A 26256-nucleotide genomic window follows, 5' to 3' on the forward strand; every position below is an offset into this window, starting at 1 on the left:
GACCCGCTCCACCACCAGTGTTTCGCTGTTTGTTGGCGTGAGAAGGCCTTTTCAGGAGAATCCGCATGAATCACTTCCGCTCATTTGCACTCGCAGCTTCGGTCACCGTTTTGCTGGCCGCCTGCAGCTCCACTCCCATCGCCAAGGTTGAGCCGGCGAGCCCGCCACCCGCAGTGACAACGCAGCCTCAGGCACCGGTTGCCTCCAAGGCTGAGCCCGTGGCGGCATCGACGGTGGCCTCCGTGGTGGTGCCCCCCTATCTGGACCCCAGCAACGCCCTGGCCAAGGACCGCAGTTTCTATTTCGACTTTGACGACTTCTCGGTCAAGCCCGAATACAGCCGCCAGCTCGAACTCCATGGCAAGTTCCTGGCAGGCAGCCCCAAGGTCTACATCCGCGTTGAAGGCAATGCCGACGAACGTGGCAGTTCCGAATACAACCTGGCGCTGGGGCAGAAACGCGCCGCAGCCGTGGTGACCGCATTGAAGGTCTATGGCGCCACCGATGCGCAGATGGAAGCCGTGAGCTGGGGCCGTGAAAAGCCCAAGGCCCTGGGCCATGACGAAGCTTCCTGGGCGCAGAACCGCCGCGTCGATCTGGTCTACCCCACCAAGTAGGCCAACAGGTGGCACCGCTTGTGGCGGTGAAGAAGGTCACGCGTGAAGAGGTCACCCCTGCCAAGGTGGTGCGACGCTTCCGCGTGATTTTCAACGCCGTGCGAACCCATTTTCGGCAACTGGAAAAAGAGGTGGGATTGGGCGGAGCCCAGGTCTGGGCATTGAGCATCATTGCGGACCATCCCGGCATCGGCATGGGCGACATTGCAGAGGCCATGGACATCCACCAATCCACTGCCAGCAATCTGGTGAAGGCGCTGCAAAAGAAAGACCTGATCGCCGTGGACAAATCACTGGAAGACAGGCGCAGTGTGTGCGTCAAGCTGTTGCCCTCCGGTCGCAAGCTGCTTGCCAAGGTGCAGGGGCCGTTTTCCGGCGTATTGCCAACCGCTCTGGAAGAGCTGGACCCCGTCATTCTCAAACGCCTGGACAAGGATCTGGATGCCCTGATCCGCGCCTTGCATGCGGACGAGTCCGCTGCTGAAATACCATTGGCCAATTTGTAAAGGCCGCACATGACCAATTCCTCACCCTGGTTTTTCTGGGCAGTCCTCTCCGCCGTCTTTGCTGCGCTGACTGCCATCTTTGCCAAGATCGGCATACAGGGTGTGGATTCGGATCTGGCTACACTGGTGCGTACCGGCATCATCATCGTGGTGCTCAGTGCCTTTGTGTGGTCCACGGGAAAATGGTCCAACCCGTTCGAGCTGCCTGCACGCACCTGGCTCTTTCTCGGACTCTCCGGTCTGGCGACCGGTGCATCGTGGGTTTGCTATTTCCGCGCCTTGCAGGTGGGTGAGGCCTCCAAGGTTGCGCCGGTGGACAAGCTCAGTCTGGTTCTGGTGGCCTTGTTTGCCTTTGCCTTTCTGGGCGAGCGTCCCTCGCTGAGGGAGTGGTCCGGCATTGCGATGGTGGCAGGCGGCGTGCTGGTATTGGCCATCAAGCGTTGATGCAGTCGCATCGCCAGCAGGTTTAGGACCAGGATGGCTTCTGCATTGCGCTTGCGCCTGATACTGGCTGCAGTCCTGTGGTGCACAGTGTGCGGCGTCGGCCGCGCTGACGCCTTGGCCGACGCCCTGCAGGTACGCAGCCGCGGCGATTACGCGGCAGCGGCCCAACAGTTCAGGCAACTCGCTGCTGCCGGCAATGCATCTGCTGCGTTCCAGCTGAGCCTGCTCTATGCCAGCGGGCAGGGGGTCAAGGCAGATGCACGGGAATCGGTGCGCTGGCTCAAGATGGCGGCCGTCGGCGGTGATGCGCAGGCTCAGATCAACCTGGGTGTGGCTTATGCCAAAGGCCGGGGTGTGCCGCAGGACGACGGCAAAGCATACGTGTGGTTCTCAAAGGCAGCGGGGTCCGGCGATTCGGTTGCGCTAACCAATCGCGATATCGCTGCGCGCAGGTTGTCGACCATGCAGTTGAATCAGGCCAATGAACTGTTGGTGCAGTGCCAGGGCCCGCATCTCGACGCCTGTCTGTAGAACCACAGCAGTTCCGATGGCCTTTGCAAATGGAAGGTAAAGGTCTGCAAACCCGTTGGAAGCCACGGGTAGCTCAGGCAAACTGCACGGCTATGCAAAACGTCACCAGTGCCGAGAAGCCGCGCAGTGTCCAATTGGCAGTCCTGCTGATCTGGGTCAGCATTGCCGTGGACGCTCTGACGACCCTGCTGGGCAATGACGGCCTTACTGGCGATACCCTGCTGTTCAATGGCGTCATGCTGGCGGTCTACGGTGTGGTGAATCTCATGATCGCCAGCGGACGAAACTGGGCGCGCATCGTCTACTCGGTGCTGGTCGCCTGTGAAGTGGCACTGCTGCTGGCTTTTGGCCTGGATGGCGCATCCGATCTGGATGTGCTGGTGACTTCCTTCACGCTGCCTCTGGAGGCATGGAGCCTGATCATGCTGTTCGGCGCCAGTGCCGACAAATGGTTTGCCGCCCCGGCCGCCGAATGACTTGAGCGGCAACCGGGGTGAGGCAGCCTCGCTCAGGCGAAGGTGTTGACGTTGTTGCCCAGGGTGTCGGTGGGTTTGCTCACTGCCGGTGCAGGCGCGGCTGGAGCATTGGCGGCAGCGCTCTTGCTGCCGTCTTTGTCACCATCCGAGTCCGTTCCGCCTACGCGCGCAGGTGTTTGGGGAATGGGTGATGCGGCTACGCCGGAAATTGCGGTCATGGAGATCCTTTGTGGTTGATGCCTTTCTATCGACCACAAGCGCCTGGAACTTCACTGTTCATTGCGGAGCCTTAAGAAAGCGGTAAGAAGTCGGCCAGGATCACTATGGAACGCACTACAGAATCTGCGCCACCTCTTCAAAACCAAGCCGCAGGTTGCGCGGTCGTATCCCCTTGGGGTCAGACACGCCCAGATTGACCAGGAAGTTGGCTGCATAGCGACCGTCGGGGAAGAATTCCTTGTTGACCAGTTCGGCATTGAAGCCCGACTGCGGGCCGGCCTCCAGCCCGAGCGCGCGTGCGGCCAGTATCAGGTAGGCGCCTTGCAGACTGCTGTTGCGAAATGCAGTCTGTTCGGCCAGTGCCGCATTTGCCTCGAACAGCGGCTTGGCGTTGTAGGCCGGAAACTGGGTGGGCAAGTTCTCGTAGAAGCGCTTGTCCTGCGCCACGATCACGGTCACTGAGGCTGCCAGCGTCTGCGCCACATTGCCGGACGACAGCGCAGGCTTGAGCCGCTCCTTGGCCTCGGCGCTTCGCACGAACACATAGCGTGCGGGCTGTGCGTTGAAGGCGGTGGGTCCCCATTTGAGCAGGTCGTACAGCGCGTGCAGAGTTTCGTCCGATACGGGCACGGGCTGGAATCCGTTGACCGTGCGGGCGTTGGTGAAGAGCTGCTTCAACGCAGCATCTGGAAGCGCTTGAAGTTGTGTCATGGTGGTGGGCCCAGGTGATGTTGACGAATTTCAGAAACCGGCCAGGACGGCGCCCTTGAACTCGGTCTGCAGATACTTGCGGATTTCCTCGGACTGGTAGGCCTTCACGATCTTTGCGACCCAGGGCTTGTCCTTGTCCTGTTCGCGCACAGCGATCAGGTTCACATAGGGGCTCTTGGGGCTTTCCTGCGCGATGGCATCGCGACCGGGTTGCAGACCGGCCGACAGGGCGTAGTTGGTGTTGATGGCCGCTGCATCCAGGTCATCCAACGAACGTGGCAACTGGGCAGCGTCCAGCTCCACGAACTTGAGCTTCTTGGGGTTCTCGATCACATCCAGCGGAGTGGCTTTCAGGCCGGCCTCGGGCTTGACCTTGATGAGGCCCTTGTCCTGCAGCACCAGCAGCACGCGGCCACCGTTGGTGGGGTCATTGGGAATGCCGAAGCGGGCACCTTCCTTCAATTCCGCCAGGCTCTTGACCTTCTTGGAGTACAGACCGATGGGGAAGTTGACGGTGTAGCCCACGTTCACGAACTTGTAGCCGCGGTCCTTGATCTGCTGGTCCAGAAACGGTTTGTGTTGGTAGCTGTTGGCGTCCAGGTCACCAGCGGCCAGCGCGGCATTGGGCTGGATGTAGTCGGTGAACTCCACGATCTGGATCTTCAGGCCGTCCTTCTCCAGAATCTTTTTCACCTGCTCAAAAATCTGCGCGTGCGGTCCCGCCGTCACACCGATCTTGAGCGGCTTGTCCTGCGCCCACACCGGCAGCAAGGCGGCAGCCACGACGGCGGTTGCAACTGACTTCAAAAGAAAACGCTTGTTCATGAAAACTCCGTGAAAAAAATCTACTTGTGACTGAGGCTGCGCACCAGCCGGTCACCTGCGCTCTGCAGCGCCTGTACGAAAAGAATGAGTACCAGCACCACGGCCAACATCACTTCGGGCAGAAAGCGCTGGTAGCCGTAGCGGATGCCCAGGTCGCCCAGGCCACCGCCGCCAATGGCACCGGCCATGGCCGAGTAGCCGGTCAGGCTGACCAGGGTGATGGTGATGGCCGCCACAATGCCCGGGGCCGCTTCGGGCAGCAGCACCTTGAAGATGATCTGCCGGGTGCTGGCGCCCATGGCCTGCGCGGCTTCCACCAAACCATGGTCCACTTCGCGCAGCGCCGACTCCACCAGCCGCGCCACAAAGGGCGCTGCGGCCAGGGTGAGCGGCACCACGGCAGCAGCCGTGCCGATGGAAGAGCCCGTGATGAAGCGCGTGAGCGGAATCACCGCAACCAGCAGGATGATGAAGGGCGTGGAGCGTATGGCATTGACGATGGTTCCCACCACGCGGTTCACCGCCGGGTTTTGCAGCAATGCGCCTGGGTTGGTCAGGTGCAGATACACGCCCAGCGGAATGCCGATGAGCGAACCCACTACGCCGGAGATGCCCACCATCACGGCGGTCTCCCACAGCGAGGAGGCAAACAGGGTGAGCAGCTCGGTGCTGAAGGTCTCAAGCATGCGACACCTCCTGCACCAGCACGCCGGCGCCGCGCAAGTGGGCAATGGCGGCACTGACCGAACCCGATGCGCCCCGTGCCAGCACAGCCAGCGTGCCAAAGGGCTGACCCTGCACCTCATCGATCTGGCCGTGCAGCACGTTCAGGTCCAGGCCGAAGCGGCGGATCACATCTGAAAGCAGTGGTTGGTCGGATTCCGCACCGGCAAACACCAGGCGCAACAGGCTGGCGGAGGGCGCATGCGCCGCACCCAGCAGCGCACGCACGCGCTCCAGCACCGACTCCGGCAGGGCCTGCGGCACCACGTCATCGAGCAGGCTGCGGGTGATGGCATGGGCCGGTCGGCTGAATACCTGCAGCGTGGGCCCTTCTTCAACAATGCGCCCGGCATCCAGCACCGCGACCGCATCGGCTACCTGCTTGATGACCTGCATCTCGTGGGTGATCAGCACGATGGTGAGGTTCAGCTCACGCCGGATCTCGCGAAACAATGCCAGGATGGAGCGCGTGGTCTCCGGGTCGAGCGAAGAGGTGGCCTCGTCCGACAGCAGCACTTGAGGGTTGCTGGCGAGTGCGCGGGCAATGCCGACGCGCTGCTTCTGGCCGCCGCTGATCTGTGCCGGGTAGCGGTCGCGCTGGCCGTGCAAGCCCACCAGCTCCAAGAGGGGTTCCACCCGCTGCACGATGTGCGCGCGGCGCATGCCTTGCAGTTCGAGTGGCAGGGCCACGTTGTCCAGCACGGTGCGTGAGGACAGCAAGTTGAAGTGCTGGAACACCATGCCGATGTTCTGGCGCGCCAGGCGCAGGGCCTGGGCATCCAGTGTCGTCAGGTCCTGGCCGTCCACCACCACGCGTCCGCTCTGGGGACGGTTGAGCAGGTTGATGGTGCGTATCAGGGAGCTCTTGCCCGCGCCACTGCGTCCGATGATTCCGGTGATGCTGCCGCGCGGCACGTGCAGGGTGATGTTGCGCAGCGCCTCGACCGGGCCTTGGCGGCCATGGTAGGTCTGGGTAATGGAGTCGAGTTCAATCATGTGCAATGTGCCAGACGCCGCAAATGGCTGACAGCGCCTGGAGAGATGTCTGCATTCTGGAAGGGGCGTGCTCCGCTGGGAACGACCAAATCTGCAGTTCGTAATTACCTTTTCAGATATTCAGCCGGGTTTGTTCTGCGCTTAGTGACAATGCAGCACTGCGGTGTAGAGTGCGGCAGTGGCAGCAATAACTGGTGGGGAGCGGTTGCAATGTTCTTGAGAGTGGGCAAGCGGTTGGTGGTGGCGGGATGGGTGGTGCTGCAGGTGTCGTGCGCCACCATGTCGCCCGAGGAATGCAAGCTGGCGCGCTGGAATGAGGTGGGCCAGCGCGATGGACTTCGGGGCGCGCCGCTGTCGGTGCTGGGCGACCGTTTGGAGGACTGTGCCAAGGTGAATGTGGTGGTGGATACGCAGGCCTACAGTCAGGGCCGCGACCTGGGCCTGCAGAGTTACTGCCGCATCGAAAACGCCGTGCCGCTGGGCTTGAGCGGCGGCAGCTACGCGGGTGTCTGTCCTCCGGCCATCGACGTGGTGTTCCAGCAGCGCTACCAGGTGGCCCACGCGGTGTATGCCTTGCGCAATGAAGTCAAGAACCTGGACGATCGCACCGAGTCGCTGGAGCGCCAACTGCGTGACATCAACCGCAGCGAAGACGAACGGCTGCGCGGCGCGGGGTCCGACGCCGAGCGCAGCAAGATCCACAAGGACATCGACAGCCAGCGCCAGAACATCCGCAACGAGCTGGCAGAAACCGACCGGCGCCTGCACAGAAGGCGTGACGACTTGCGCAACGCAGAATTTGACTTGAGCAACCTGCGTTAGCGCCGTTCAGCGCGGCACTAGAAACCTGCTGCGCTCGGATACTTCTGTCGCTACGTCCGCGTCACCCACGGGGCGGATGTGAAACTGGATGGCAATGCTCTGCCCCGCGAGGGCTTCGGCCTGCGCCGCCGGCAACCGTACGGCAATCGGCAGCGTGCGCTCTTCGGTGGAGGCCAGCTCCAGCTCCGCCGGGCCCACAGTGCCAAGGCCGTCGACTTGATCACTGGAGACGCTGATGCGGTAGCGCTGGGCATGCTCCAGCGCATGCATGACCTGCAGCCGGTAGACGTTTTCAATGGCGCCTTGCTCCACCATGCGGGCCATCACGCCACGGTCACGGATGACGTTGACGCGCAGCGGGTTGTGCACGGCCAGGCCGGCAACCAGGCCCAGGACGAGTGCCAGCAACAGGCCACCGTACACCAGCACGCGTGGCCGGCGCAGGTGGTGCACCCACGGCAGCCCGGTTTGATTGGCGTCCATGGCGTTTTGCGTGGCATAGCGCACCAGGCCGCGGGGTGTACCGATCTTGTCCATCACGTCGTCGCAGGCGTCGATGCAGGCCGCGCAACCAATGCAGTTGCTCTGCAGCCCGTCGCGGATGTCGATGCCCGTAGGGCAGACCTGTACACACATCGTGCAGTTGATGCAGTCGCCCAGACCCTTCGCCTGAGCCTCGGTGCCACGTGCCCGGGAGCCACGGGGTTCGCCGCGGCGGCTGTCGTAGCCGATGATGAGGGTGTCCCGGTCAAACATGGCGCTCTGGAAGCGCGCATAGGGGCACATATGCTTGCAGACCTGTTCGCGCAGGTAACCGGCATTGCCGTAGGTTGCCAGGCCATAGAAGCCGACCCAGAAGGCCTCCCACGGCCCCCAGCCGGCCTGCAGTGCCTCCAGGGCCAGCGTGCGCGCCGGCGTGAAATAGGCCACAAAGGTAAAGCCGGTCCACAGACTGAGTGCGACCCAGCTCACCTGCGTGCCCGTCTTGCGGGCCAGCTTGGCAAGTGACCAAGGCGATGCGTCCAGTCGCATGCGGGCACTGCGGTCGCCTTCGAACTGCTGCTCCAGCCACATGAAGAGCTTGGTGTACACCGTCTGCGGGCAGGCAAAACCGCACCAGATGCGGCCCGCCAGCGTGGTCACGAAAAACAGGCCCAGCGCCGAGATGATGAGCAGCAGGGTCAGGTAGATGAAATCCTGCGGATACAGCACCAGGTTGAAGAGGTAGAAGCGCCTGGCATCCAGATCGAAAAGCACCGCCTGGCGCCCGTTCCACAGCAGCCAGGGCGTGGCGTAGAACACCAGTTGCGTCAGCCACACCATGAGCCAGCGCAGGCGGGCAAAACGGCCGCTGGAAGAGCGGGTGTAGATCTTGATTTCGGCGTAGGGTCGGGCGGTGGTGGACGATGGCATGGTGCAATCCTGATCGTTGCACCGACTATGCCGCGCCTTGAACTGATGGGTAAGATGCAGATTCCAGAAAAAATACCGTATCAGATAGACCATGAAGCTGTATGAACGCTATGCCGACGAGATTGCCGACCTGATTCGCAACCAGGTGCTGTTGCCGGGTGCGCGCCTGCCGTCCGTGCGCCAGGCCCGCAGCCAGCGCAAGGTCAGCCCGTCCACCGTGTTCGAGGCCTACAGCCTGCTGGAAGCGCGTGGCCTGATCCAGTGTCGCCCGCGTTCCGGCTATTACGTCAATGCCCAGAGCCGCGTGCGCACGCCGGAACCCGCCACGGCCCCGCCCGTGCCGCAGTCCACTGCCGTGGATATCAGCGACCTGGTGTTCGATGTGCTGGGCTCCACCCGCAACACCGAGCTGGTGCCGCTGGGCTCGGCCTTTCCTTCCGCCCATCTGTTTCCGCTGGACAAGCTGGCCAAGGGACTGACCCCGGCGATGCGCCAGCTGGCGCCCGAGCGGTTGACCGAAAACCTGACCATGGGTGACGAGCAGTTGCGCCGCCAGATCGCCTTGCGCTACACGGTGGCGGGCACCCGGGTGGACGCGTCGGAGCTGGTCATCACCAACGGCGCCATGGAAGCCCTGAACCTGTGCCTGCAGGCCGTCACCCAGCCGGGTGATGTGGTGGTGGTGGAGTCGCCTACCTTCTATGCGGCCTTGCAGGCGCTGGAGCGGCTGCAACTGCGCGCGGTGGAGGTGGCCACCCATCCGCGCCACGGGGTGGACCTGCAGTCTCTCGCGGCAGTGCTCGAACAGCATCCGGTCAAGGCCTGCTGGCTGATGCCCAACTTCCAGAACCCGCTGGGCAGCCTGATGCCGGTGGAAAACAAGCGCAGTCTGGCAGCGCTGCTGGCCCGCCACCAGGTTCCGCTGATCGAAGACGATGTGTATGGCGAGCTGTACTTCGGCCTCTCGCGGCCATCACCTGCCAAGGCATTTGACACGCAGGGGCTGGTGCTGCATTGCAGCTCCTTCTCCAAAAGCCTGGCGCCGGGTTACCGCGTGGGTTGGGTGGCCGCCGGGCGCTATGCCGAGCAGGTGCAACGGTTGAAGCTGATGACCAGCCTGTCAACGGCGATTCCGTCCCAGCTGGCCCTGGCGTCTTACCTGCAGACGGGAGGCTTTGACCGGCACTTGCGCCAGATGCGGTTGCGCCTGGAGGAAAACGCCAGCATGGCATTGCGCACCATCGCCCGGTATTTCCCCAAAGGCACGCGGGTGACGCAACCGCAGGGCGGCTACTTTCTGTGGGTGGAGTTGCCGCAAACGGCAGATGCCCTGGCGCTGCACCGTGTCGCTCTGGCAGAGGGTATCAGCGTGGCACCAGGGCATCTGTTTTCAGCCGACCGGCGTTTCTCGCACCACCTGCGTCTGAACTATGGGCACCATGATGCGGCTATTCTGGCCGCGGCACTCAAGGTGCTGGGGCGAGCGTGTGGCGTGCATTGACCAGCCCTGCGCGGCGGACATGCATCAAGCCCTATAGTGGCTGGCATATTGACCCGAGCAGCAAGGAACTCCAAAGGGATTGCAATGAAAAAATGGTTGATGACGGGATTGTTGGCCTTGGGCCTGCTGGGATGGGCGCACGCTGATGAAGCACTTCGCCAGGCCATAGCCAGCCCGCTGCGCACACCGGCTTTTGCCGCACGCGACGGCTGGCGTCACCCCTATGAAACGCTGACCTTCTTTGGTTTGCGCCCAGACAGTACCGTGGTTGAAATCAGCCCCGGTGGGGGCTGGTACACGGAAATCCTGGCGCCTTATCTGCGCGAAAAGGGTCAGTTGATTCTGGCGGCCGATGATCCGCTCTCAACCAAACCGGAAACGGTCAAGGGTCTGGAGCGGCTCAAGGCCAAGCTGGCGACCCAGCCGGCGTTGTACGACCGAGTCAAACTGGGTGTGTTTGCACCACCAGACAAGCTGGACTATGCAGCGTCCGCCAGCGCCGATCTGGTACTGACATTCCGCAATGTGCACAACTGGATGAGCGATGGCGACGCGGGCGTGCGTGCGGTATTTGCCAGCGCCTATCGCGCGCTCAAGAAAGGTGGGGTGCTGGGGGTAGTGGAGCATCGTTTGCCCGCCGCAGCCATTCAGGATGCCACCAGCAGAAGCGGCTATGTGCACCAGGATTACGTGGTCCAGCTGGCACAGGAAGTCGGATTCCGTCTGGAGGCCAGTTCGGAGATCAATGCCAATTCCAAGGATACGGCAGACCATGTCGGTGGTGTCTGGGCCTTGCCACCAACCTATGCGAACAAGGATGTGGACAGGGACAAATATCAGGCTATTGGGGAAAGTGACCGCATGACGCTGAAATTCGTCAAGCCGTGAGTAGCCTGGTGCTGCAGCCTTAGCAGCATATTCAGCAGCCGGGCACCGTCGGCTAGGCGGCGGTCATTGACCGGCAGGAATCGCCGCTGGGACTGTTGCCTGCGTAACCACGTTGAAAGGTTCCACCTCGGAACCGAACTCCGACTCTTCTGCCTGCAGCTTCTGAGCGATCACGAAGTTGTTGATGTTGGTCAGCGAGGTGATCACCGGAAAACCGAAATCGTGAAGGGTTGACCCATAAATCACGATGTTGTTGCAATGCGCCTGGTTGATTCGCTGCGCCACCCGTTGCCAACCCTCTTGCTCGGCCACGGGAACAATGGATAGCGTGGGCCACGGCATACCATTGAAGGACTTGGCGGACCAGATTCGCAGCTCGAAATGGTTGGTGACGGAGTTCAGCAAAGCTTCTTTGATCATCTGGATGGCGGTCGTGTCGTAGAACTCTTCAAAGTCCACCATTTCCACGTAGATGCGGCATTTCGTCATAGACATTCCTCACAGTATTTGGCGTTCCGTATTGGAAAGGCGCGCAGGCTTTGGCTCAAGTTCTGTGTAGCCGCTTTTACATTCGTGTTCACGCAGTTTTGTAAATGCCACGTAACACTTTTTGCGACCTCGTTCTCCGCTCGATTCAATGGCGGCAGGTTGAATTTTCAGCCAGCCAATATGAATGAAAAGTGCTGTCCCGTTCCGGTTCAAGGCGGACAGCATGCATAGACAAAGGAGTATCTATGTTCGCCGTGTTTGATAACCTGGGCATACGCAACCGATTCGCCATCCTGCTGGGAATCTTCCTACTGGGTTTTGCGTTATTCGGCTTCTGGTCCTTCAAGACATTGAATGAACTGCAAGTCAATGGCCCGCTATTCCAGCGCATTGTCAAGAACAAGGACCTGGTAGCGGACATTCTCCCTCCGCCAGCCTACATCATCGAGTCCTATCTGACCGTCCTGCAACTCAGCTCTTCGTCCGATGCGAAGTCGCGTGAAGAGCTCATACAAAAGCTCTCGCGTCTGCATGGCGAATACAACGAATCGCACAACAAGTGGAACGCCAGCCATTTGAGTGAGGACCTGGCGGATGTGTTTCTCACGCAGGCTGATACGCCGGCACAGGCCTTTTATGAAACCGTTGCATCCAAACTGATACCTGCTGTGCAGGCCGAAGACAGGGATGCCACTGCAAAAGCCTTGCAGGAGCTGGAGGCCATATACGAACTTCACCGGACAGCCATTGATAGCACCGTGCTCAAGGTCAACAAACTGGTGGAGCAGGATCAGGCCGATGCAGAGGTGCGTATTCAGGACGCCAGTAATTTGCTGGTTGCGACTCTGGTCGTGTCCTTGATTGCAAGTCTGGGCGTGGCTGTCCTGATTATTCGCAGCATAGTCAGGCCCTTGGCCGAAGCCGTACGGGCAGCCAAGACCTTTGCCTCCGGCGATCTGAGTGCCAGCCTGGACCCCAAAGGCAAGCATGAGTTTGCGCAACTGCTGGCTGCCATGCGTGAAATGCAACTCAGACTGTCAGCGCTGGTGCTGCGTGTGCGCATGGGATCGGAAGCCGTGGACTTGGCATCGGGAGAAATATCCCACGGCAATATGGATTTGAGCGAGCGCACGGAACGTCAGGCAGGGGAGTTGCAGAACACGGCGGCATCCATGGAGCAGCTCAGTGCACAGGTGCGTCACAACGCCGACAATGCCCGCGCCGCCGATCAACTGGCGCGCAATGCCTCGCAGGTTGCGTCCCAAGGAGGCGGCGTTGTGGAACAAGTGGTCGAGACCATGAAGGGCATCGATCAGCAGTCACAGAAGATTGCGGAAATCACCAGCGTGATCGACGGAATTGCCTTTCAGACCAATATCCTGGCGTTGAATGCCGCAGTGGAAGCGGCGCGCGCCGGTGAACAGGGCCGTGGGTTTGCGGTCGTCGCCAATGAGGTGCGTGCTCTGGCCGGCCGCAGCGCAGAAGCCGCAAAGGAGATCAAGGAACTGATCACCGCCAGCGTGGATCGCGTGCAGAAGGGATCGGTGTTGGCAGATCGTGCGGGCGAAACCATGCGGGACGTGGTGCAGTCCATCCAACGCGTGTCCGATATCGTGGGCGAAATCACCGTGGCAAGCATCGAACAGTCCGCCGGGGTGAATCAGGTCACCGACTCCGTGGCTCAAATGGACCAGGTGACGCAGCAGAACGCCGCCTTGGTTGAAGAGATGGCCGCTGCAGCCATGGGGCTGAAGCAACAAGCCAATGAGTTGGTTTCTTTTGTATCGGTTTTTCGTTTGCCGCCCAAGCTCGCCATGAATGAGCTGCCTGTCGGAATCGAGTTTGCAGGCTGAGTGACGCAGATGCGTCGAACGATCGGGACGTGTCAGGCCACGTCCACCTGCATCGACGTGTTGACTGCAGGTGCCGTGTTGAAAGCTGGAAGTTCGACGTAGCGCCTGCGCTTGTGCTGAACGACAGTAGCGGTGACGCCCTCTGCCGCATTGGTGTTGCGCCGGCGTGTAGTTGCATACGACTCCCCGCGTCCGGTAGTCAGCGCCAATTGAATGGCTTCTTCTACCGCGCGGGCGTCCAGCGGACGGACCAAGGAACCATTGACACGCACATAGGACCCTGACGCCGTGGTGGCCAGCAGGCCAAACTCCATGCCCATGCGCACAATACCCAGTACGTTGAACTCTTTTGGGGCCGCCACAAAGGCCTTCATGGCTTGCGTTCCGAGCACGACCTTCAAAGTTTGCAAGGATTTTGATTTGCTGTTCATATGCCTCTCACCCAGGTCGATTGCTGCCGCCACTGTGTGCTGAAACTATTGCGGCGACAGGCGGAATGTGGTGATTCGATTAGATGACAGGCCGGCAAAATCCACTGTAAAAGCCACTTTGCAATCGCTGCGGAAAAGTTGCTGTGAATCAATCCGGGCCATGCGCCAGAATCGGAGTTAGCAGATAGGAGTAGGAATGTTTCGACCAGATCGCTTGGGAGCCAGCAGACTCAATGACTTTGCACGATTGTGCGCGCGTGGTTGCGGGCTTGCGTTGACTGCCCTTGTCGCGTTGACAGCTTGCTCCGGAAGGCAGGCGTCAGGCTGGTCCGGTTATGCCGAGGGCGACTATGTGTACGTGTCTTCACCGTTGAGCGGGCAACTCAACAGTGTGGACGTGCGTATCGGCCAAACCGTGGAGCAAGGCGCGCAGTTGTTCGTGCTGGATGCGGAAAGTGAACTCGCGGCCCAGCAGGAGGCCGCGTTCCGCCTCAGCGCGGCACAGGCGCAGTCGCGGGATATGGACACCGGCAAGCGCCACGAAGAAGTCGCCGTCACGCAGGCGCAACTGGAACAGGCTCGCGTGGCGGAGACCCTGGCGGCGAGCGACCTGCAGCGCCAGCAGCAACTGGTGGCGCAGGGCTTTGTGTCCAAGGCACGTGCCGAAGACGCCGCGACCACACTGAAGCAGGCTCACGCCCACGTCGAGGAACTCGCCGCCGCCATGCAGGTGGGGCATCTGCCCGCCCGCAATGAGGAGCGTGCGGCACAGCAGGCCAGTGCCCAGGCGGCCCGGGAAGTCTTGCATCAAAACCAGTGGCGCGTGCAGCAAAAGCAGCAGAAGGCGCCCGTTGCAGCTTGGGTTGCAGATGTGTTCTACAGGCCGGGCGAGTTCGTACCGGCGGGGCAGCCGGTGGTGTCGCTGTTGCCGCCGACCAATATCAAGGCGCGTTTCTTTGTACCGGAGGCGGACCTGGCCAGTTTGCACGCCGGGCAGAGCGTTTCACTTTCCTGCGATGGTTGCGGTGCTCCGATTGCTGCAGTGGTGAGCCGTATCTCCACCCAGCCGGAGTTCACGCCGCCGGTCATCTATTCCAATTCGCAGCGCAGCAAGCTGGTCTTCATGGCCGAGGCGCAACCCTCTGCACAGGATGCGTCGCGGCTCAAGCCGGGGCAGCCCCTTGACGTTCGTCCGGCAACACAGGCAAACGGGGCTGCCAGATAGCATGCAGAACACCCAACTGGATCCCTCGATGGGCGCCTCAGGCGGGCTCGCAGACCGCAGCGAAGGTGCAGGACCGTGGGCAATCGACGTACGCGGCCTGATCAAACGCTATGGCAAACGCACGGTAGTCAATGGCATCGCCCTGCAGGTTCAGACCGGCAAGATCGTGGGCTTCCTGGGGCCCAACGGCAGCGGAAAGACCACCACCATCCGCATGATCTGCGGCCTGCTCACACCCGATGCGGGCAGTGGTACCTGCCTGGGGTTGGACCTGATCCAGGGTGCTGCGGCGATCAAGCGCCAGGTGGGTTATATGACGCAGAAGTTCGGTTTGTATGACGATCTATCCATCCGCGAAAACCTCGATTTTGTGGCGCGACTTTTTGAATTGCCCGACCGTAAGCAGGCGGTAGACGGCGCGTTGGAGCGCCTGGGTCTGAGCGCCCGCCAGCAGCAACTGGCCGGGACGCTCTCAGGCGGCTGGAAGCAGCGGCTGGCGCTGGCGGCCTGTCTCATCCACAAGCCGCGCCTGTTGTTGCTGGATGAGCCTACTGCCGGGGTAGACCCCAAGGCACGACGCGAATTCTGGGATCAGATCCATCAGCTGGCGACGCAAGGCATAACCGTGCTGGTGTCCACCCATTACATGGATGAGGCCGAGCGCTGCGATTCGCTGGTCTACATCGCTTATGGAAACATACTCGCCCAAGGCACGGCACAGTCCATTGTGGCGGCCTCGGGCGCCAGCAATCTGGAGGATGCCTTTGTGCGCCTGGTGGGGCAGGTCAAGGACAATTTCGAATGAGTGCCGCACACCCCACACGTTTCAGTCTGGCACGGATGATGGCGGTCTTCATCAAGGAGTTCCAGCAAATGATGCGCGACCGCCTGACCTTTGCCATGGCGGTTGGCGTGCCCATACTGCAGCTGGTGCTGTTCGGCTATGCCATCAATACCGACCCCAAGGGGCTGCCCACTGTCATCGTCAGCACCGACAGTGGGCCCATGGCGCGTGGCGTGGTGGCGGCGTTGCAAAACACGGGCTACTTCCGCATCGACCATGTGCTGACCAGCGAGCGCGTGGCAGAGGAACTGGTGGAAACCGGAGAAGTGCAGTTCATGGTTGTCATCCCTACCGACTTTTCGCACCGGCTCGTGCGCGGTGAGCGACCGGCCATCCTGGTGTCTGCCGATGCAACGGACCCCAGTGCATCCGGCAACGCCATTGCGGCGCTCAATTCCCTGGTGCCGCAGGCCATCGCCCATGACCTGCCGGGTGCACTCAAGGCGCTGGCGGGCAGCCCCGCATCCTTTGAAGTGCGGGTGCATAGGCGCTACAACCCGGAAGGCCTGTCGCGCTACAACATTGTTCCCGGTCTGGTGGGCACCATTCTCACCATGACCATGGTGATGCTGACTTCGCTGGCTATGACGCGCGAGCGCGAACGCGGCACCATGGAAAACCTGTTGGCCACGCCCGTGCGTCCCAGCGAAGTCATGGTGGGCAAGATACTGCCTTATGTGGTGTTGGGGTACATCCAGCTGGGCGTGATTCTGGGTGCGGCCTTTGTGCTGTTCGAGGTCCCCATGGAAGGCAGCAAGACGCTGCTGCTAGCCATGATCGGTGTCTTCATCGTGGCCAATCTGGGGGTGGGCTTCACGTTCTCCACCATCGCCAAGAACCAGTTGCAGGCCATGCAGATGACTTTCTTCTTTTTCCTGCCGTCCATGCTGCTGTCGGGATTCATGTTCCCCTTCCGGGCCATGCCGCAGTGGGCGCAGTACGTGGGTGAGCTGCTGCCCCTGACGCACTTCCTGCGCGTGGTCCGCGGCATTCTGCTCAAGGGCAACACCTTCGGTCAGCTGTGGCCCGAGCTATGGCCCATGCTGCTGTTTCTGCTTGCTGCCGGAGTCGTGGCACTCAAGCGCTACCGCCAGACATTGGACTGAAGCCGGCAAGGGCTCAGCCGGCGGCGACCCGCCTCAGGCAATCGGGTCGAAATCGTTGCCCGCAATGGGCGTTCTTTGCATGGCCCGTTTGCTTAGCAGAGTGATCAGCAGTGCCGCGGCGGCGGACCCAGCCAATACTGGAGAGGTCGCCACGATCTTGGACAGACCGTCGACGGCCTGCACGCTCACTTGCTGCACGTGGTTGACCAGTGCCACTACGTCGCCGGCAGCCACCGATCTGGCATCCTCTGCATTCACCTGCAATTTGGACCAGCCTTCGCTGAAGGTGATGCGTGCAAAGATGCCGTTGGCTACGGCCGCCAGAGACAGAACGCTCAGTGGCTTGAGTAAATGTTCCAACAGTCTGCCGCGAACGGCAGGTGGAGCCTCTTCGTAGACCTTGGCAACGAGCAGGGGCACCAGATCGCCAGGCGGTTGTGGAGTCGTTGTGACCGCGTCGCTCAGCGCCACAGTCAATGGATTTGAAGTGTGTACTGTAGTCATGGCCAACCCATTATTGGCGGGTAGTGTGAACGAGTGAGGATGATGCCACCCGACCATGACGATGGTGTGAAAACCAACTGAATCTTGCGTAAAGGAATGTAACGACGCGCTCAGTTCTCCGGGAGGTTTCTGCGCTCGGCACGCTCCTGGGCCATCTGTGCTTCGAACTGCGCCCGGCCCTCCTTGATGACCGCAACCATCTTGGCCTGGTCGCGGTAATACGGGTGCATTTTTTCAAACAAAGCCAGGTTGTGGGTCCTGAAGCGCACCGCGCTTGCGCTGGCATCTTCGTGGGAGCGCCCCAGGATTTCCAGCACGCTGCGTGCGCTGACCAGGCTGGACTCGAACAGCTCGCGCTCCACCCGCATGACCTTGCGCTCGCGCAGCTTGTTCCAGTGGGTTACATCGTGGGCTCGTGCCACGATCTCCAGCTGCGGGAAATGCGCCTGCGCCAGGTCCACGATCTCCAGAGACTGCTCCACATCGTCGACGGCGATGACCAGTACCTTGGCAGTTGCCGCACCGGCGGTGCGCAGCAAATCCAGGCGGGTGGCATCGCCGTAAAACACGCGGTAGCCGAACTTGCGTGCCGCTTCTATCATTTCTGCGTCATGGTCCAACACGGTGGTGGTAAAACCTTCTGCCACCAGCACACGCGAAACAATTTGCCCGTAGCGGCCGAATCCTGCAATGAGAACTGGCGCCTGCTGTTGCTCGGAAATCTCCTCCAGTACCGGCACACCGCAGTGCGCATAGCGCGGCAACACCAGCCGGTCCACGGCCACCAGCACCAGTGGGCTCAGCAGCATGGACACTGCGACCGTGCCGACCAGCAGCGAAGCCGTTTCATCGGAAAACACATTGGCGCCAGCGGCCGCCTGAAACACGACAAAAGCGAACTCGCCACCCTGGGCCAGCAGCAGCGTGAATACCGGGCGCTCCTGGTAGGGCAGTTGCATGCCACGCGCCAGCGTCCAAATCACCAGAGCCTTGACGGCCATGAAACCCGCCAGGATCAGAGCGACCCGCCCGGGTGATTGCAGCAGCACACCAAAATCGATACCCATGCCTACGGCGATGAAGAACAGGCCCAGTAGCAATCCCTTGAACGGCTCTATGTTGGTCTCCAGCTCACGCCGGTATTCGCTCTCGGCCAGCAGCACACCGGCCAGAAAGGCGCCCAAGGCCATGGACAGGCCCACCAGTTGCATCAGTGCAGCAATGCCAACCACCAGCAGCAGAGAGGCGGCGGTAAAAATCTCCGGCGTTCTGGAGCGCGCAATCCAGCGGAACAGAGGCCGCATCAACAGCCGCCCGCCCAATATGATGCCGCCAATCACCGCCAAGGCCTGAATGGCCTTGATGCCAGTTTGCGACAGGGACAGAGGTTCATGGGTTTGGGCTACGGCACCCAAAAGCGGCAGCAGCGCCAGGATGGGAATGGCTGCAACATCCTGAAACAGCAAAATGGAAAATGCCGCCTGCCCGCTGCCGGTGCGCAACAGATTGCGCTCATCCATGACCTGCAATGCAATGGCGGTGCTGGACAGGGCCAAGCCCAGGCTGCCGACCAGCGCAATGCGCCATGGCACACCCAGCATGCATGCAATCAATGCCAGCAACACGGCGCAGCCCAGCACCTGCGCACTGCCCCAGCCAAAGATGGGTCTTCGTAGTGCCCACAGTCGTTGCGGCTCCAGCTCCAGGCCCACCATGAACAACATCAGCACCACGCCGAATTCGGCGAAATGCAGAATGTCCTCCACGTTGGTCACCAGACCCAGGCCCCAGGGGCCGATGGCAATCCCGGCGGCGAGGTAGCCAATGATGGAGCCCAATCCCAGGACCTTGCTCAAAGGCACGACCAAGACGGCGGCGCTCAGATAGATGAAGCTGTTGATCAGCCATGCGGGCATATGTTGCATGCCCGCAAGATAACCCAAACCGGACGGGATATTTCCAGGTGCACGAGGATTCATCACACATACCGGGTGGTGCGCCTTGTGATTGCGCAATAGGGCACACTGCGGGCATTGCAAAACTTTCCATGCCGCTCTGCGGAACTCTGCATGACGACAAGCCCCGCTCCTCAAGCGCCCACCTTCCGTGAGGCATTTGCCTACTGGCTCAAATTGGGACTGATCTCTTTTGGCGGACCCGCCGGGCAGATTGCCATCATGCATGAGGATCTGGTGGAACGCAGGCGCTGGATTTCCGAACAGCGTTTTTTGCACGCCCTGAACTACTGCATGGTGTTGCCTGGGCCGGAGGCGCAGCAACTTGCCACGTACATTGGTTGGCTGATGCACAGAACCTGGGGTGGCATTGTTGCGGGTGGGCTCTTCGTATTGCCGTCGTTGTTCCTGCTCGTGGCCCTGTCCTGGGTCTATATGGCGTTTGGGGATGTCCCTGCCATTGCAGGTGTGCTGTACGGCATCAAGCCGGCAGTGACGGCCATCGTGTTGTCGGCTGCTTACCGTATCGGCTCGCGTGCTTTGAAGACCGGCTATCTCTGGGCCATTGCCGTGGCGGCATTTGTTGCCATCTTTGCGTTGAGCGTGCCCTTTCCCCTCATCGTGTTGTCAGCGGGCGTGGCGGGCTATCTGGGCGGACGTTTTGCTCCAGGCAGATTCACTGTGGCAGCGGGGCACGGGAGTGCAGGGGTCAATGCGGGAGCCGCCGTCATCGATAACGACACGCCGACACCGGCCCACGCACGGTTCAGCTGGACACGGCTGGGTTTCATACTGGCCGTGTTTCTTTTCATATGGGCCGCAGCCATGGGTACCTTGACGGTGTTGTTCGGATGGGATGCGGTACTAACCCAGATGGCCTGGTTCTTTACCAAGGCCGCGCTTCTGACATTTGGTGGTGCCTACGCAGTGCTGCCCTATGTCTACCAAGGTGCGGTGGAGCACTTCCATTGGCTGACCGCACCCCAGATGATCGATGGTCTGGCGTTGGGGGAGACCACTCCTGGGCCGCTCATCATGGTGGTCTCATTCGTGGGGTTTGCAGGAGGTTGGAGCAAGGCTGTCCTGGGGCCTGACGCCCTGTTCCTGTCCGGCATGGCGGCGGCGACCGTGGTCACCTTCTTCACTTTTCTGCCGTCCTTCTTCTTCATATTTCTGGGCGGTCCCTTCATCGAAACCACGCACGGAAATCTCGCATTCACTGCGCCACTTACCGGCATCACGGCGGCCGTCGTTGGAGTGATTGTGAATCTGGCGGTGTTCTTTGCCTACCACGTGCTGTGGCCGCAAGGCTTTGCCGGACCATTCGAATGGATGTCCGCCATCCTGGGTGCGGCGGCTGCAGTGGCCCTGATCCGCTACAAGATCGGTGTCATTCCCGTGGTACTGGCGAGCGGGATTGCGGGACTGGCGCTGCATGCGCTGAGGTCCATGCTGGTCACGCAGACATAAAAAAGCCGCCAGTCAATACAACAACTGGCGGTTTTTGCACCCTGAGAGGCAGCCCTGCGGGCCGCGCGGCATCAGGCGCTCAGTTTATAGTCGCTGCGACCGTTCTTGAGAACCGCGCCACTGGCAACCACGCGCTTCAGTGAAATTCCAACAGAGCCCAAAGGCAGACCGGAACCTTGGGAAATGGCCAATCCCGTAATGGTTGTCCAGGTGCTGTTGTTCAGCACTGTCTGCAAATACTGCAGGACCTTGGTGTCATTGCCTGACAGCGCGCCACTACCGGCCTTTTTTGGGGCCTTGGTCTTTGGAGTCTTTGCTGCCTTGACGGTCTTGCGTGCGCGCCGTGCTGCTGCGGGTTTGACGATGGCGTCTTCAGCAGCTTCTGCACCTTCAGCCAAACGGGCCTTGGCCGATACGCGGGGCAGCGTGGCAACCACATCCATTTCCGGGCTGGCCAGTTCGGATGCAGTGGCGTAGAGACCGCGCAATTGTTCTTCCAGTGTCAGCAGGTCTTGTGACAGTCGCGCCAGCATCTTGAAATTGGCAAATGCCTGTTCACCTTCGGCCTGGAATGGTTGACTGGCTACGGTGGTGACAAGGTGCTCAGCTTGCTCACGGACCGCGCCAGAGACCACGACGGTGGCTTGGTGAAGTGCCTGACCGGCTTGCTGAATGGCCGAGAGCGTGGTTTTGGACAGCGACATATGGATCCTAAATTGACTGATATAAATACCCGCACCTGCAGTGAGCAGCCATGCGTGGCAGGGGCTATTTTAATAGTTTTGTGAAATGCTCCCATTTTTTGAGCATATGGGCATGACGGGTTGTGTCGAATATTCAAACGGGCCGATAGTGGAGTGCCTGTCCAATCTGCGGTAAATTGGCCCAACATAAACAGACACTGCCATGACAACCACACCCTCCGCCGACTCCATTTATCTCCCCGTCGAAGATGCATTGCGACGCACCTTGCATAACGAAGTCCATGCGCGGCCACAGGCCAGTATTTCCATGCCGGCACTGGTGTTGTATGTGGCAGTATTCAACGAAGGCGTGACCCGCGAACAGGAGTGTGAACACCTGCGTTTGCTACCCGGTCAGCAGAGCCTGGAGCCCGATCAGATGCATGGCAACTTCATGCGCCTGCATCTCGATGGTTACACGCTGAAGTGGGAGCGCCATAGTGAATTCACCCGCTATTCGCTGGTCTATCCCACACCGTCCCTGGCTTTGGAAAACGGCAGTCGTGCAGACTTGATGGACCTGGTCAGACTGCCACCGCATTGGCTGCAATCCATCCCGGGGCGCACCATCGCGGCAATCCGGTTGGTGATGCTGCACGGCGATCTGAACGACGCGACGGGGACCATGGTCCAGGCGCAACAATGGTTTGGCGAATATCCCTTGGTGGCTTCCTTGATGGGTAGCAATGGCCACTCCTGTGCTGTCACCGATTTCATGCTGCGCCCGGATGGCTTTGAGCACATCCTGGTAATTGCGCCGCAGAACACTTCGCAGACGCGCGCTGGGCGCGTATCCCAGCGTCTGCTGGAATTGGAAACCTACCGCCTCATGGCATTGCGGGGATTGCCGCTGGTCAAAGAGCTGGGACCCATGCTGCACCAATCGGAACGCGAGTTGGCGGATATCACCACTAGCCTGGAGAACAAGTCTGCAGCCGATCAGGAACTGCTTGATACGCTGGTATCTTTGTCTGCGCGCGTGGAGCGGACTACCGCAACCCATATGTACCGTTTTTCTGCAACCCGTGCCTACCAGGCTCTGGTAGCGCAGCGTATTGTCGAGCTGCGTGAAAAGCCCTTTTCGGGAATGCAGACCATCGGCGAGTTCATGCAGCGCCGCCTGTCTCCTGCCATGGCAACCGTTGCGGCAACGGCCCAGCGACTGACGTCCCTGTCCGAGCGCGTGGCGCGTGCCAGCAGTCTGCTGCGCACCCGTGTGGATATTGCGGCGGAGCTGCAGAACCAGCAGTTGCTGGCCAAGCTGACGCGTGGGCAGGAACTGCAGCTGCATCTGCAAACCACGGTGGAAGGACTGTCGATTGCTGCCATCTCGTATTACGTGATCAGTCTGTTGCTATACGGTGCCAAGGCGCTCAAGGCCGGCGGCGTGCCGGTGAACCCTGAGTTGGCAGTGGGGGCTTTGATTCCTGTAGTGCTGTGGGGCGTATGGAGTGCGACGCGGCGCATCCACAAAAGTGTTGTGATGCTCACCCAGAAAGATGAACCCAAGGCAGGCCATCCTCCATCGCGGTAAGCTAGTGCCCTGACAAACAAGTTGCTTGACGCACAGGAGCTGAAGTGATTGAAGGATTGGTGGCGGGCAATATCTGGGGCGACCCCGAGAAGCGCATGGGCAAGAGCAACAGCATCTTCGTGGTGGCCAAGGTGCGCGCGCAAGGGACACAGCCTGACCTGGTCATTGTCAATGTGATTGCTTTTGATGCCCAGGTATGCAAGGACCTGCTGGCGTTGCGGGATGGTGATGCGGTGTCACTGGCCGGCAGCCTGAGTCCCAAGGTGTGGGTTGACAAGCAGGGTGTGAGTCGCGCCGCACTCGATATGGTGGCCAGCCGTGCACTGGCTGTGCATGCACATGACTAGCTCATCCATCATCTCCGCGCCTGAGGGCGACGGCATTTCTCACACCCTTGCGCGATTGGTGCTGGACATCGCAGGCCGGGTTCCGCCCAGTTCTGAGCATCCGGCGACGCAAGCGCAGCAGGCAGCGTTGGAGCTGACGCGACAGGCTGCACAAAAGGCAGCCATGACGTCGGGCTCTCTGGCTTTGGCGCCAGGCCCCTTCGGATTGGTGACGCTGTTGCCTGACTTGCTGGCGGTTTGGAAGATCCAGTCGCAACTGGTCAGCGACATTGCCGCGGTGTATGGGCAGAGCGCGACCTTGACCCGAGAGCACATGCTGTATTGCCTGTTCAAGCACAGCGCCGCACAGGCCGTGCGCGATCTGGTGGTGCGGGCCGGTGAGCGCTGGCTGATTCGCCAGGCATCCGGCGCAGTGATACAGGCCATTGCCCGGCGAATTGGGCAGCGCCTGAGCGAAAAGATGCTGGCGACCGGTGCTTCACGCTTAGTCCCGTTCCTGGGGGCCGTGGGGGTTGGCGCCTATGCCTATTACGACACGCGCCGTGTCGCCGAGAGCGCCATGGAATTGTTTGCGGCAGCAAGCGCAGCTGAGGCCGAGTAGCATCACTTCTTCCCCCCAGTGAGGGCATTACTGGCGCGGCTGCATGCTAGGCAGTGCCTGCAGATAATGGGCGCATGTCCAAAACCACGCTTTCCATGCTCGATCTGGTGGCCGTCCGCGAGGGCTCCAGCGTATCCGATGCCATTGCCATTTCCCTGCAAACCGCACAGCATGCCGAGCGACTCGGTTTTACCCGTTACTGGCTGGCGGAGCACCACAACATGCCTGGTCTGGCCTGCTCCTCCACTGCGGTACTGGTGGGGCATATCGCTGCGGGGACTGAGCGTATCCGCGTAGGTTCCGGCGGCATCATGTTGCCCAACCATGCGCCGCTGGTAGTGGCAGAAGCCTTCGGAACTTTGGAAGCCCTGTACCCTGGTCGCATAGATCTGGGCCTGGGACGTGCACCCGGAACCGATCAGGTCACCATGCGAGCCCTGCGCCGCAATCGCGTCGAGACCGAAGAAGACTTTCCGCGTGAAGTGGCCGAGCTGCAGCAGTTGCTGGGCGAGCCGGTGGCGGGCCAGCGCGTTGTCGCTTCGCCCGGTGCGGGCTCGCATGTGCCGATCTGGCTGCTGGGCTCCAGTCTGTTTTCAGCGCAACTGGCTGCCTCGCGTGGACTGCCTTATGCCTTTGCCTCGCACTTTGCGCCACGCATGCTGATGCAGGCGCTGGAGTTGTACCGCAGCAGCTACGTGCCATCAGCTGATTGGCCCAAGCCACGCGTGATAGTCGGCGTGCCCCTGGTGGCAGCACCGACCGACGACGAGGCCCAGTTCCTGGCCAGCAGCATATTTCAACGGGTCTCAGGCATCGTGAGGGGTGAGCGACGCGCGTTGCAGCCGCCCGTTGCGGGTTACCTGGAGTCGCGTGATGCGCAGGAGCGCGCAGCCATTGCCGATTTCCTGGCCATGGCCGTCATCGGCGGCCCGGCCACCGTGGCCCAACATATGAAGAGAATCGCCGAAGTGACCGAGGCCGACGAACTGATGCTGGTCTGTGATGTGTTCGACCCCGCCATGCGGCTGCGCAGCCTGGACATTGCCGCTGCCGCCCTGGCGGCCTGAAGGACTAACCGTCTGCCAGCGCTGCACGCAACTGGTTGAGCCGGTCCTTACGCGATATGGCAATGCGTGCACAGGCATCGATGATGGTGCGCAGCATGGAGGGATTCAGCGTCATCAGAAAGTCGCGGGTACTCATCTCGCCGATCAGCATGCGTCGGCTAGCCGCCAGCGCCGCGTCGCACCCTTGCGGTCCCAGGCTGCGGTAGATGAAGGCAGTCAGAGGGGAAACCGCCAGATCGTTGCTGGCGTCTTCCGGCCGGCCTTTCTCCAGCATTTGCAGCAGTTGCGCATCCAGCCCGGCAGGCGATGGGCCCTGCGGCAGATAGTCTTCCACCCGCTCGGGCATGCCCGCGTTGGAACGGATATCACCCAGGAACATGGACACCGGGCAGTTGCCTCCGGTGTCGCGGGCCATGGCCTCGATGATCACGATGGACAGGATCTTCAGACGCAGAAAGGCCACGGTAAATGCGATGTTGGCAGCTGCTGCTGCCGTCATCTCGGCATATTCGGCAGCCGATGGAAAGTTGGCATATTGGTGGAAGACGCGGGGGGCCTGCAGGCTTTCGAGGAAGTTGTGCATGCGCGAAAGCGCTTCACGATAGTCCTGCAAGGTGTAGACGCCAACGGCCGACAGCGGCGCATTGGATTCCTCGATCAGAAGCCAGGTGCCGGAAACGAATCGCCCCGGGTTGGGCTCCGCGAAGCTGGCCACATCGCGGTTGGTGATCTGGATTGCTCCCACCATGGTGGCATCCACAAAAGCGTCGAGTGCGGGGCCGTCTGTCAATCCCAGGCGCTTGATGCCCTGTTGCCGCACCCGTTCTGCAAGTACCTGGATGTTGTCGCGACCATCCGGTTCGGGTGCGCGAAAGGGGATCGTTGCTTCAATGCAAGCCACTACGGCGATCAGGTCAGCCGGGGCCAGGAAGGGTTGCAACATGCGCACCGCGACTGCGGCGCTCATGAATTCATTCATGCCGCGAAACAGCGGCAATGTCTGGCCGGGGATGAAGTCAAATATCTCAAGGCACAGTTGCATGTCCGGATCGTCACCCGCGGTCTTACGCAGGATCAGATCGTTTCCCTGGCGACCCACAAGCGGGTTGAGCAAGTGTGTTACCCGCGCGGGAAAGCCGTCATCCAACTGGTAATAGACGATGTCGTGGAAAACGGCGGCCAGCACCTGTCTGGGGGCCATGCCTTCGCACATGTAGAGCGCATGGTCGGAGCAGTGGTAGCGGCGCCTGGAACTCTCCATGGCGCTGTGCACCACCATGGCGATCTGCTCTATTTGTTCCATCGCAATCTCTACCTGCAAGGCGTCGAATGCCGTTCGCAGGTATTGGATAAAGCGGTTGATATTTGCGATCTTCATATTGTTCTCACCCTTGAATTTCGGCCTGTACTCCGGT

General features: G+C 60.9%; 28 protein-coding genes and 1 pseudogene. 17 read left to right on the forward strand and 12 right to left on the reverse strand.

Features of this window, described 5'->3' with window-relative positions; all coding sequences use genetic code 11:
* Window positions 1-65: 65 nt before the first annotated feature.
* The 5 genes from pal (at window position 66) to AC1RMF_RS11870 (ending at window position 2574) form a co-directional block, all read left to right on the forward strand.
* The gene (pal, locus tag AC1RMF_RS11850; RefSeq protein WP_493141643.1) at window positions 66-617 is read left to right on the forward strand and encodes a peptidoglycan-associated lipoprotein Pal; all 552 of its coding nucleotides are present in this window, start codon (window positions 66-68) and stop codon (window positions 615-617) included.
* An 8-nt stretch (window positions 618-625) separates the two neighbouring features.
* Window positions 626-1123: a MarR family winged helix-turn-helix transcriptional regulator gene (locus AC1RMF_RS11855; RefSeq protein ID WP_493141644.1), complete on the forward strand. Its 498-nt coding sequence runs from the start codon at window positions 626-628 to the stop codon at window positions 1121-1123.
* A 9-nt stretch (window positions 1124-1132) separates the two neighbouring features.
* Window positions 1133-1567 carry an EamA family transporter gene (locus AC1RMF_RS11860; protein ID WP_493141646.1) on the forward strand — a complete coding sequence of 145 codons (435 nt, stop codon included), beginning with the start codon at window positions 1133-1135 and terminating at the stop codon, window positions 1565-1567.
* A gap of 33 nt (window positions 1568-1600) precedes the next feature.
* Complete coding sequence (locus AC1RMF_RS11865; protein WP_493141647.1) at window positions 1601-2098, forward strand: tetratricopeptide repeat protein; 498 nt, start codon at window positions 1601-1603, stop codon at window positions 2096-2098.
* 92 nt (window positions 2099-2190) lie between these two features.
* Window positions 2191-2574 (forward strand): hypothetical protein, encoded by a 384-nt coding sequence (locus AC1RMF_RS11870; protein WP_342620549.1) that lies wholly within the window; start codon window positions 2191-2193, stop codon window positions 2572-2574.
* Between the two features lie 32 nt (window positions 2575-2606).
* Here the strand turns inward: AC1RMF_RS11870 and AC1RMF_RS11875 are convergent, their stop codons facing one another.
* The 5 genes from AC1RMF_RS11875 to AC1RMF_RS11895 form a co-directional block, all read right to left on the reverse strand.
* On the reverse strand, window positions 2607-2792 hold the full coding sequence (locus AC1RMF_RS11875) for a hypothetical protein (protein WP_342620550.1): 186 nt from the start codon (window positions 2790-2792) through the stop codon (window positions 2607-2609).
* A 115-nt stretch (window positions 2793-2907) separates the two neighbouring features.
* Window positions 2908-3504 (reverse strand): malonic semialdehyde reductase, encoded by a 597-nt coding sequence (locus AC1RMF_RS11880; RefSeq protein ID WP_342620551.1) that lies wholly within the window; start codon window positions 3502-3504, stop codon window positions 2908-2910.
* A gap of 30 nt (window positions 3505-3534) precedes the next feature.
* On the reverse strand, window positions 3535-4329 hold the full coding sequence (locus AC1RMF_RS11885) for a MetQ/NlpA family ABC transporter substrate-binding protein (protein WP_493141648.1): 795 nt from the start codon (window positions 4327-4329) through the stop codon (window positions 3535-3537).
* 20 nt (window positions 4330-4349) lie between these two features.
* Window positions 4350-5015, reverse strand: coding sequence for a methionine ABC transporter permease (locus AC1RMF_RS11890; RefSeq protein WP_342620553.1), 666 nt, complete (start codon window positions 5013-5015; stop codon window positions 4350-4352).
* Complete coding sequence (locus tag AC1RMF_RS11895; protein WP_342620554.1) at window positions 5008-6048, reverse strand: methionine ABC transporter ATP-binding protein; 1041 nt, start codon at window positions 6046-6048, stop codon at window positions 5008-5010. Before AC1RMF_RS11895 ends, AC1RMF_RS11890 begins: the two co-directional genes overlap by 8 nt.
* A gap of 210 nt (window positions 6049-6258) precedes the next feature.
* Between AC1RMF_RS11895 and AC1RMF_RS11900 the strand changes: the two genes are divergently transcribed.
* Window positions 6259-6870 carry a DUF2799 domain-containing protein gene (locus tag AC1RMF_RS11900; protein ID WP_342620555.1) on the forward strand — a complete coding sequence of 204 codons (612 nt, stop codon included), beginning with the start codon at window positions 6259-6261 and terminating at the stop codon, window positions 6868-6870.
* Window positions 6871-6876: 6 nt separating this feature from the next.
* On the opposite strand, the gene ccoG is transcribed toward AC1RMF_RS11900, so the two are convergent.
* A complete protein-coding gene (gene ccoG / locus AC1RMF_RS11905; protein WP_493141650.1) occupies window positions 6877-8283 on the reverse strand; it encodes a cytochrome c oxidase accessory protein CcoG in 1407 nt (468 codons plus the stop codon).
* Between the two features lie 91 nt (window positions 8284-8374).
* Here ccoG and AC1RMF_RS11910 point away from each other — a divergent pair, with 91 nt between their 5' ends.
* Together AC1RMF_RS11910 and AC1RMF_RS11915 are read left to right on the forward strand one after the other, a co-directional pair.
* Window positions 8375-9784, forward strand: coding sequence for an aminotransferase-like domain-containing protein (locus tag AC1RMF_RS11910; protein ID WP_493141651.1), 1410 nt, complete (start codon window positions 8375-8377; stop codon window positions 9782-9784).
* An 84-nt stretch (window positions 9785-9868) separates the two neighbouring features.
* Entirely contained in the window at window positions 9869-10672 is an 804-nt protein-coding gene (locus tag AC1RMF_RS11915) for a class I SAM-dependent methyltransferase (RefSeq protein WP_493141653.1), read from the forward strand.
* A gap of 63 nt (window positions 10673-10735) precedes the next feature.
* On the opposite strand, the gene AC1RMF_RS11920 is transcribed toward AC1RMF_RS11915, so the two are convergent.
* Complete coding sequence (locus AC1RMF_RS11920) at window positions 10736-11167, reverse strand: hypothetical protein (protein ID WP_493141654.1); 432 nt, start codon at window positions 11165-11167, stop codon at window positions 10736-10738.
* 239 nt (window positions 11168-11406) lie between these two features.
* Between AC1RMF_RS11920 and AC1RMF_RS11925 the strand changes: the two genes are divergently transcribed.
* A complete protein-coding gene (locus tag AC1RMF_RS11925; RefSeq protein WP_493141656.1) occupies window positions 11407-13014 on the forward strand; it encodes a methyl-accepting chemotaxis protein in 1608 nt (535 codons plus the stop codon).
* 32 nt (window positions 13015-13046) lie between these two features.
* On the opposite strand, the gene AC1RMF_RS11930 is transcribed toward AC1RMF_RS11925, so the two are convergent.
* Window positions 13047-13445 (reverse strand): hypothetical protein, encoded by a 399-nt coding sequence (locus AC1RMF_RS11930; RefSeq protein ID WP_493141658.1) that lies wholly within the window; start codon window positions 13443-13445, stop codon window positions 13047-13049.
* Window positions 13446-13641: 196 nt separating this feature from the next.
* Between AC1RMF_RS11930 and AC1RMF_RS11935 the strand changes: the two genes are divergently transcribed.
* The 3 genes and pseudogenes from AC1RMF_RS11935 (at window position 13642) to AC1RMF_RS11945 (ending at window position 16620) form a co-directional block, all read left to right on the forward strand.
* On the forward strand, window positions 13642-14670 hold the full coding sequence (locus AC1RMF_RS11935) for an HlyD family secretion protein (RefSeq protein ID WP_493141659.1): 1029 nt from the start codon (window positions 13642-13644) through the stop codon (window positions 14668-14670).
* A gap of 28 nt (window positions 14671-14698) precedes the next feature.
* A pseudogene (locus AC1RMF_RS11940) lies at window positions 14699-15418 on the forward strand (ABC transporter ATP-binding protein); the annotation flags it as partial.
* Between the two features lie 53 nt (window positions 15419-15471).
* Entirely contained in the window at window positions 15472-16620 is a 1149-nt protein-coding gene (locus tag AC1RMF_RS11945) for an ABC transporter permease (RefSeq protein WP_493141661.1), read from the forward strand.
* A gap of 33 nt (window positions 16621-16653) precedes the next feature.
* Here the strand turns inward: AC1RMF_RS11945 and AC1RMF_RS11950 are convergent, their stop codons facing one another.
* Window positions 16654-17124: a hypothetical protein gene (locus AC1RMF_RS11950; RefSeq protein WP_342620564.1), complete on the reverse strand. Its 471-nt coding sequence runs from the start codon at window positions 17122-17124 to the stop codon at window positions 16654-16656.
* 110 nt (window positions 17125-17234) lie between these two features.
* Entirely contained in the window at window positions 17235-19049 is a 1815-nt protein-coding gene (gene kefC, locus AC1RMF_RS11955; RefSeq protein ID WP_493141663.1) for a glutathione-regulated potassium-efflux system protein KefC, read from the reverse strand.
* 144 nt (window positions 19050-19193) lie between these two features.
* On the opposite strand from kefC, the gene chrA reads away from it, so the two are divergent.
* Window positions 19194-20549: a chromate efflux transporter gene (gene chrA / locus AC1RMF_RS11960; protein ID WP_493141665.1), complete on the forward strand. Its 1356-nt coding sequence runs from the start codon at window positions 19194-19196 to the stop codon at window positions 20547-20549.
* A 71-nt stretch (window positions 20550-20620) separates the two neighbouring features.
* Here chrA and AC1RMF_RS11965 read toward each other — a convergent pair whose 3' ends face one another.
* A complete protein-coding gene (locus tag AC1RMF_RS11965; protein WP_342620567.1) occupies window positions 20621-21253 on the reverse strand; it encodes a hypothetical protein in 633 nt (210 codons plus the stop codon).
* A gap of 202 nt (window positions 21254-21455) precedes the next feature.
* On the opposite strand from AC1RMF_RS11965, the gene AC1RMF_RS11970 reads away from it, so the two are divergent.
* From AC1RMF_RS11970 to AC1RMF_RS11985, 4 genes are all read left to right on the forward strand, one after another.
* Complete coding sequence (locus AC1RMF_RS11970; RefSeq protein ID WP_342620568.1) at window positions 21456-22826, forward strand: DUF3422 family protein; 1371 nt, start codon at window positions 21456-21458, stop codon at window positions 22824-22826.
* Window positions 22827-22870: 44 nt separating this feature from the next.
* Window positions 22871-23173, forward strand: coding sequence for a single-stranded DNA-binding protein (locus AC1RMF_RS11975; RefSeq protein ID WP_342620569.1), 303 nt, complete (start codon window positions 22871-22873; stop codon window positions 23171-23173).
* Entirely contained in the window at window positions 23166-23774 is a 609-nt protein-coding gene (locus tag AC1RMF_RS11980) for an EcsC family protein (protein WP_342620570.1), read from the forward strand. Before AC1RMF_RS11975 ends, AC1RMF_RS11980 begins: the two co-directional genes overlap by 8 nt.
* A 74-nt stretch (window positions 23775-23848) precedes the next feature.
* Window positions 23849-24841: an LLM class flavin-dependent oxidoreductase gene (locus tag AC1RMF_RS11985; RefSeq protein ID WP_342620571.1), complete on the forward strand. Its 993-nt coding sequence runs from the start codon at window positions 23849-23851 to the stop codon at window positions 24839-24841.
* Between the two features lie 4 nt (window positions 24842-24845).
* Here the strand turns inward: AC1RMF_RS11985 and AC1RMF_RS11990 are convergent, their stop codons facing one another.
* Window positions 24846-26219, reverse strand: coding sequence for a hypothetical protein (locus tag AC1RMF_RS11990; RefSeq protein ID WP_342620572.1), 1374 nt, complete (start codon window positions 26217-26219; stop codon window positions 24846-24848).
* Window positions 26220-26256 lie beyond the last annotated feature (37 nt).

This window comes from Rhodoferax sp. GW822-FHT04A08 (assembly GCF_058801025.1).

Bases quoted from the DNA above. Each gene is read 5' to 3' on its own strand.
- pal (WP_493141643.1), top strand. From the start codon at position 66: ATGAATCACTTCCGCTCATTTGCACTCGCAGCTTCGGTCACCGTTTTG.
- AC1RMF_RS11860 (WP_493141646.1), top strand. From the start codon at position 1,133: ATGACCAATTCCTCACCCTGGTTTTTCTGGGCAGTCCTCTCCGCCGTC.
- AC1RMF_RS11865 (WP_493141647.1), top strand. From the start codon at position 1,601: ATGGCTTCTGCATTGCGCTTGCGCCTGATACTGGCTGCAGTCCTGTGG.
- AC1RMF_RS11870 (WP_342620549.1), top strand. From the start codon at position 2,191: ATGCAAAACGTCACCAGTGCCGAGAAGCCGCGCAGTGTCCAATTGGCA.
- AC1RMF_RS11875 (WP_342620550.1), bottom strand. From the start codon at position 2,792: ATGACCGCAATTTCCGGCGTAGCCGCATCACCCATTCCCCAAACACCT.
- AC1RMF_RS11880 (WP_342620551.1), bottom strand. From the start codon at position 3,504: ATGACACAACTTCAAGCGCTTCCAGATGCTGCGTTGAAGCAGCTCTTC.
- AC1RMF_RS11885 (WP_493141648.1), bottom strand. From the start codon at position 4,329: ATGAACAAGCGTTTTCTTTTGAAGTCAGTTGCAACCGCCGTCGTGGCT.
- AC1RMF_RS11890 (WP_342620553.1), bottom strand. From the start codon at position 5,015: ATGCTTGAGACCTTCAGCACCGAGCTGCTCACCCTGTTTGCCTCCTCG.
- AC1RMF_RS11895 (WP_342620554.1), bottom strand. From the start codon at position 6,048: ATGATTGAACTCGACTCCATTACCCAGACCTACCATGGCCGCCAAGGC.
- AC1RMF_RS11900 (WP_342620555.1), top strand. From the start codon at position 6,259: ATGTTCTTGAGAGTGGGCAAGCGGTTGGTGGTGGCGGGATGGGTGGTG.
- ccoG (WP_493141650.1), bottom strand. From the start codon at position 8,283: ATGCCATCGTCCACCACCGCCCGACCCTACGCCGAAATCAAGATCTAC.
- AC1RMF_RS11910 (WP_493141651.1), top strand. From the start codon at position 8,375: ATGAAGCTGTATGAACGCTATGCCGACGAGATTGCCGACCTGATTCGC.
- AC1RMF_RS11915 (WP_493141653.1), top strand. From the start codon at position 9,869: ATGAAAAAATGGTTGATGACGGGATTGTTGGCCTTGGGCCTGCTGGGA.
- AC1RMF_RS11920 (WP_493141654.1), bottom strand. From the start codon at position 11,167: ATGTCTATGACGAAATGCCGCATCTACGTGGAAATGGTGGACTTTGAA.
- AC1RMF_RS11925 (WP_493141656.1), top strand. From the start codon at position 11,407: ATGTTCGCCGTGTTTGATAACCTGGGCATACGCAACCGATTCGCCATC.
- AC1RMF_RS11930 (WP_493141658.1), bottom strand. From the start codon at position 13,445: ATGAACAGCAAATCAAAATCCTTGCAAACTTTGAAGGTCGTGCTCGGA.
- AC1RMF_RS11935 (WP_493141659.1), top strand. From the start codon at position 13,642: ATGTTTCGACCAGATCGCTTGGGAGCCAGCAGACTCAATGACTTTGCA.
- AC1RMF_RS11945 (WP_493141661.1), top strand. From the start codon at position 15,472: ATGAGTGCCGCACACCCCACACGTTTCAGTCTGGCACGGATGATGGCG.
- AC1RMF_RS11950 (WP_342620564.1), bottom strand. From the start codon at position 17,124: ATGACTACAGTACACACTTCAAATCCATTGACTGTGGCGCTGAGCGAC.
- kefC (WP_493141663.1), bottom strand. From the start codon at position 19,049: ATGCAACATATGCCCGCATGGCTGATCAACAGCTTCATCTATCTGAGC.
- chrA (WP_493141665.1), top strand. From the start codon at position 19,194: ATGACGACAAGCCCCGCTCCTCAAGCGCCCACCTTCCGTGAGGCATTT.
- AC1RMF_RS11965 (WP_342620567.1), bottom strand. From the start codon at position 21,253: ATGTCGCTGTCCAAAACCACGCTCTCGGCCATTCAGCAAGCCGGTCAG.
- AC1RMF_RS11970 (WP_342620568.1), top strand. From the start codon at position 21,456: ATGACAACCACACCCTCCGCCGACTCCATTTATCTCCCCGTCGAAGAT.
- AC1RMF_RS11980 (WP_342620570.1), top strand. From the start codon at position 23,166: ATGACTAGCTCATCCATCATCTCCGCGCCTGAGGGCGACGGCATTTCT.
- AC1RMF_RS11985 (WP_342620571.1), top strand. From the start codon at position 23,849: ATGTCCAAAACCACGCTTTCCATGCTCGATCTGGTGGCCGTCCGCGAG.
- AC1RMF_RS11990 (WP_342620572.1), bottom strand. From the start codon at position 26,219: ATGAAGATCGCAAATATCAACCGCTTTATCCAATACCTGCGAACGGCA.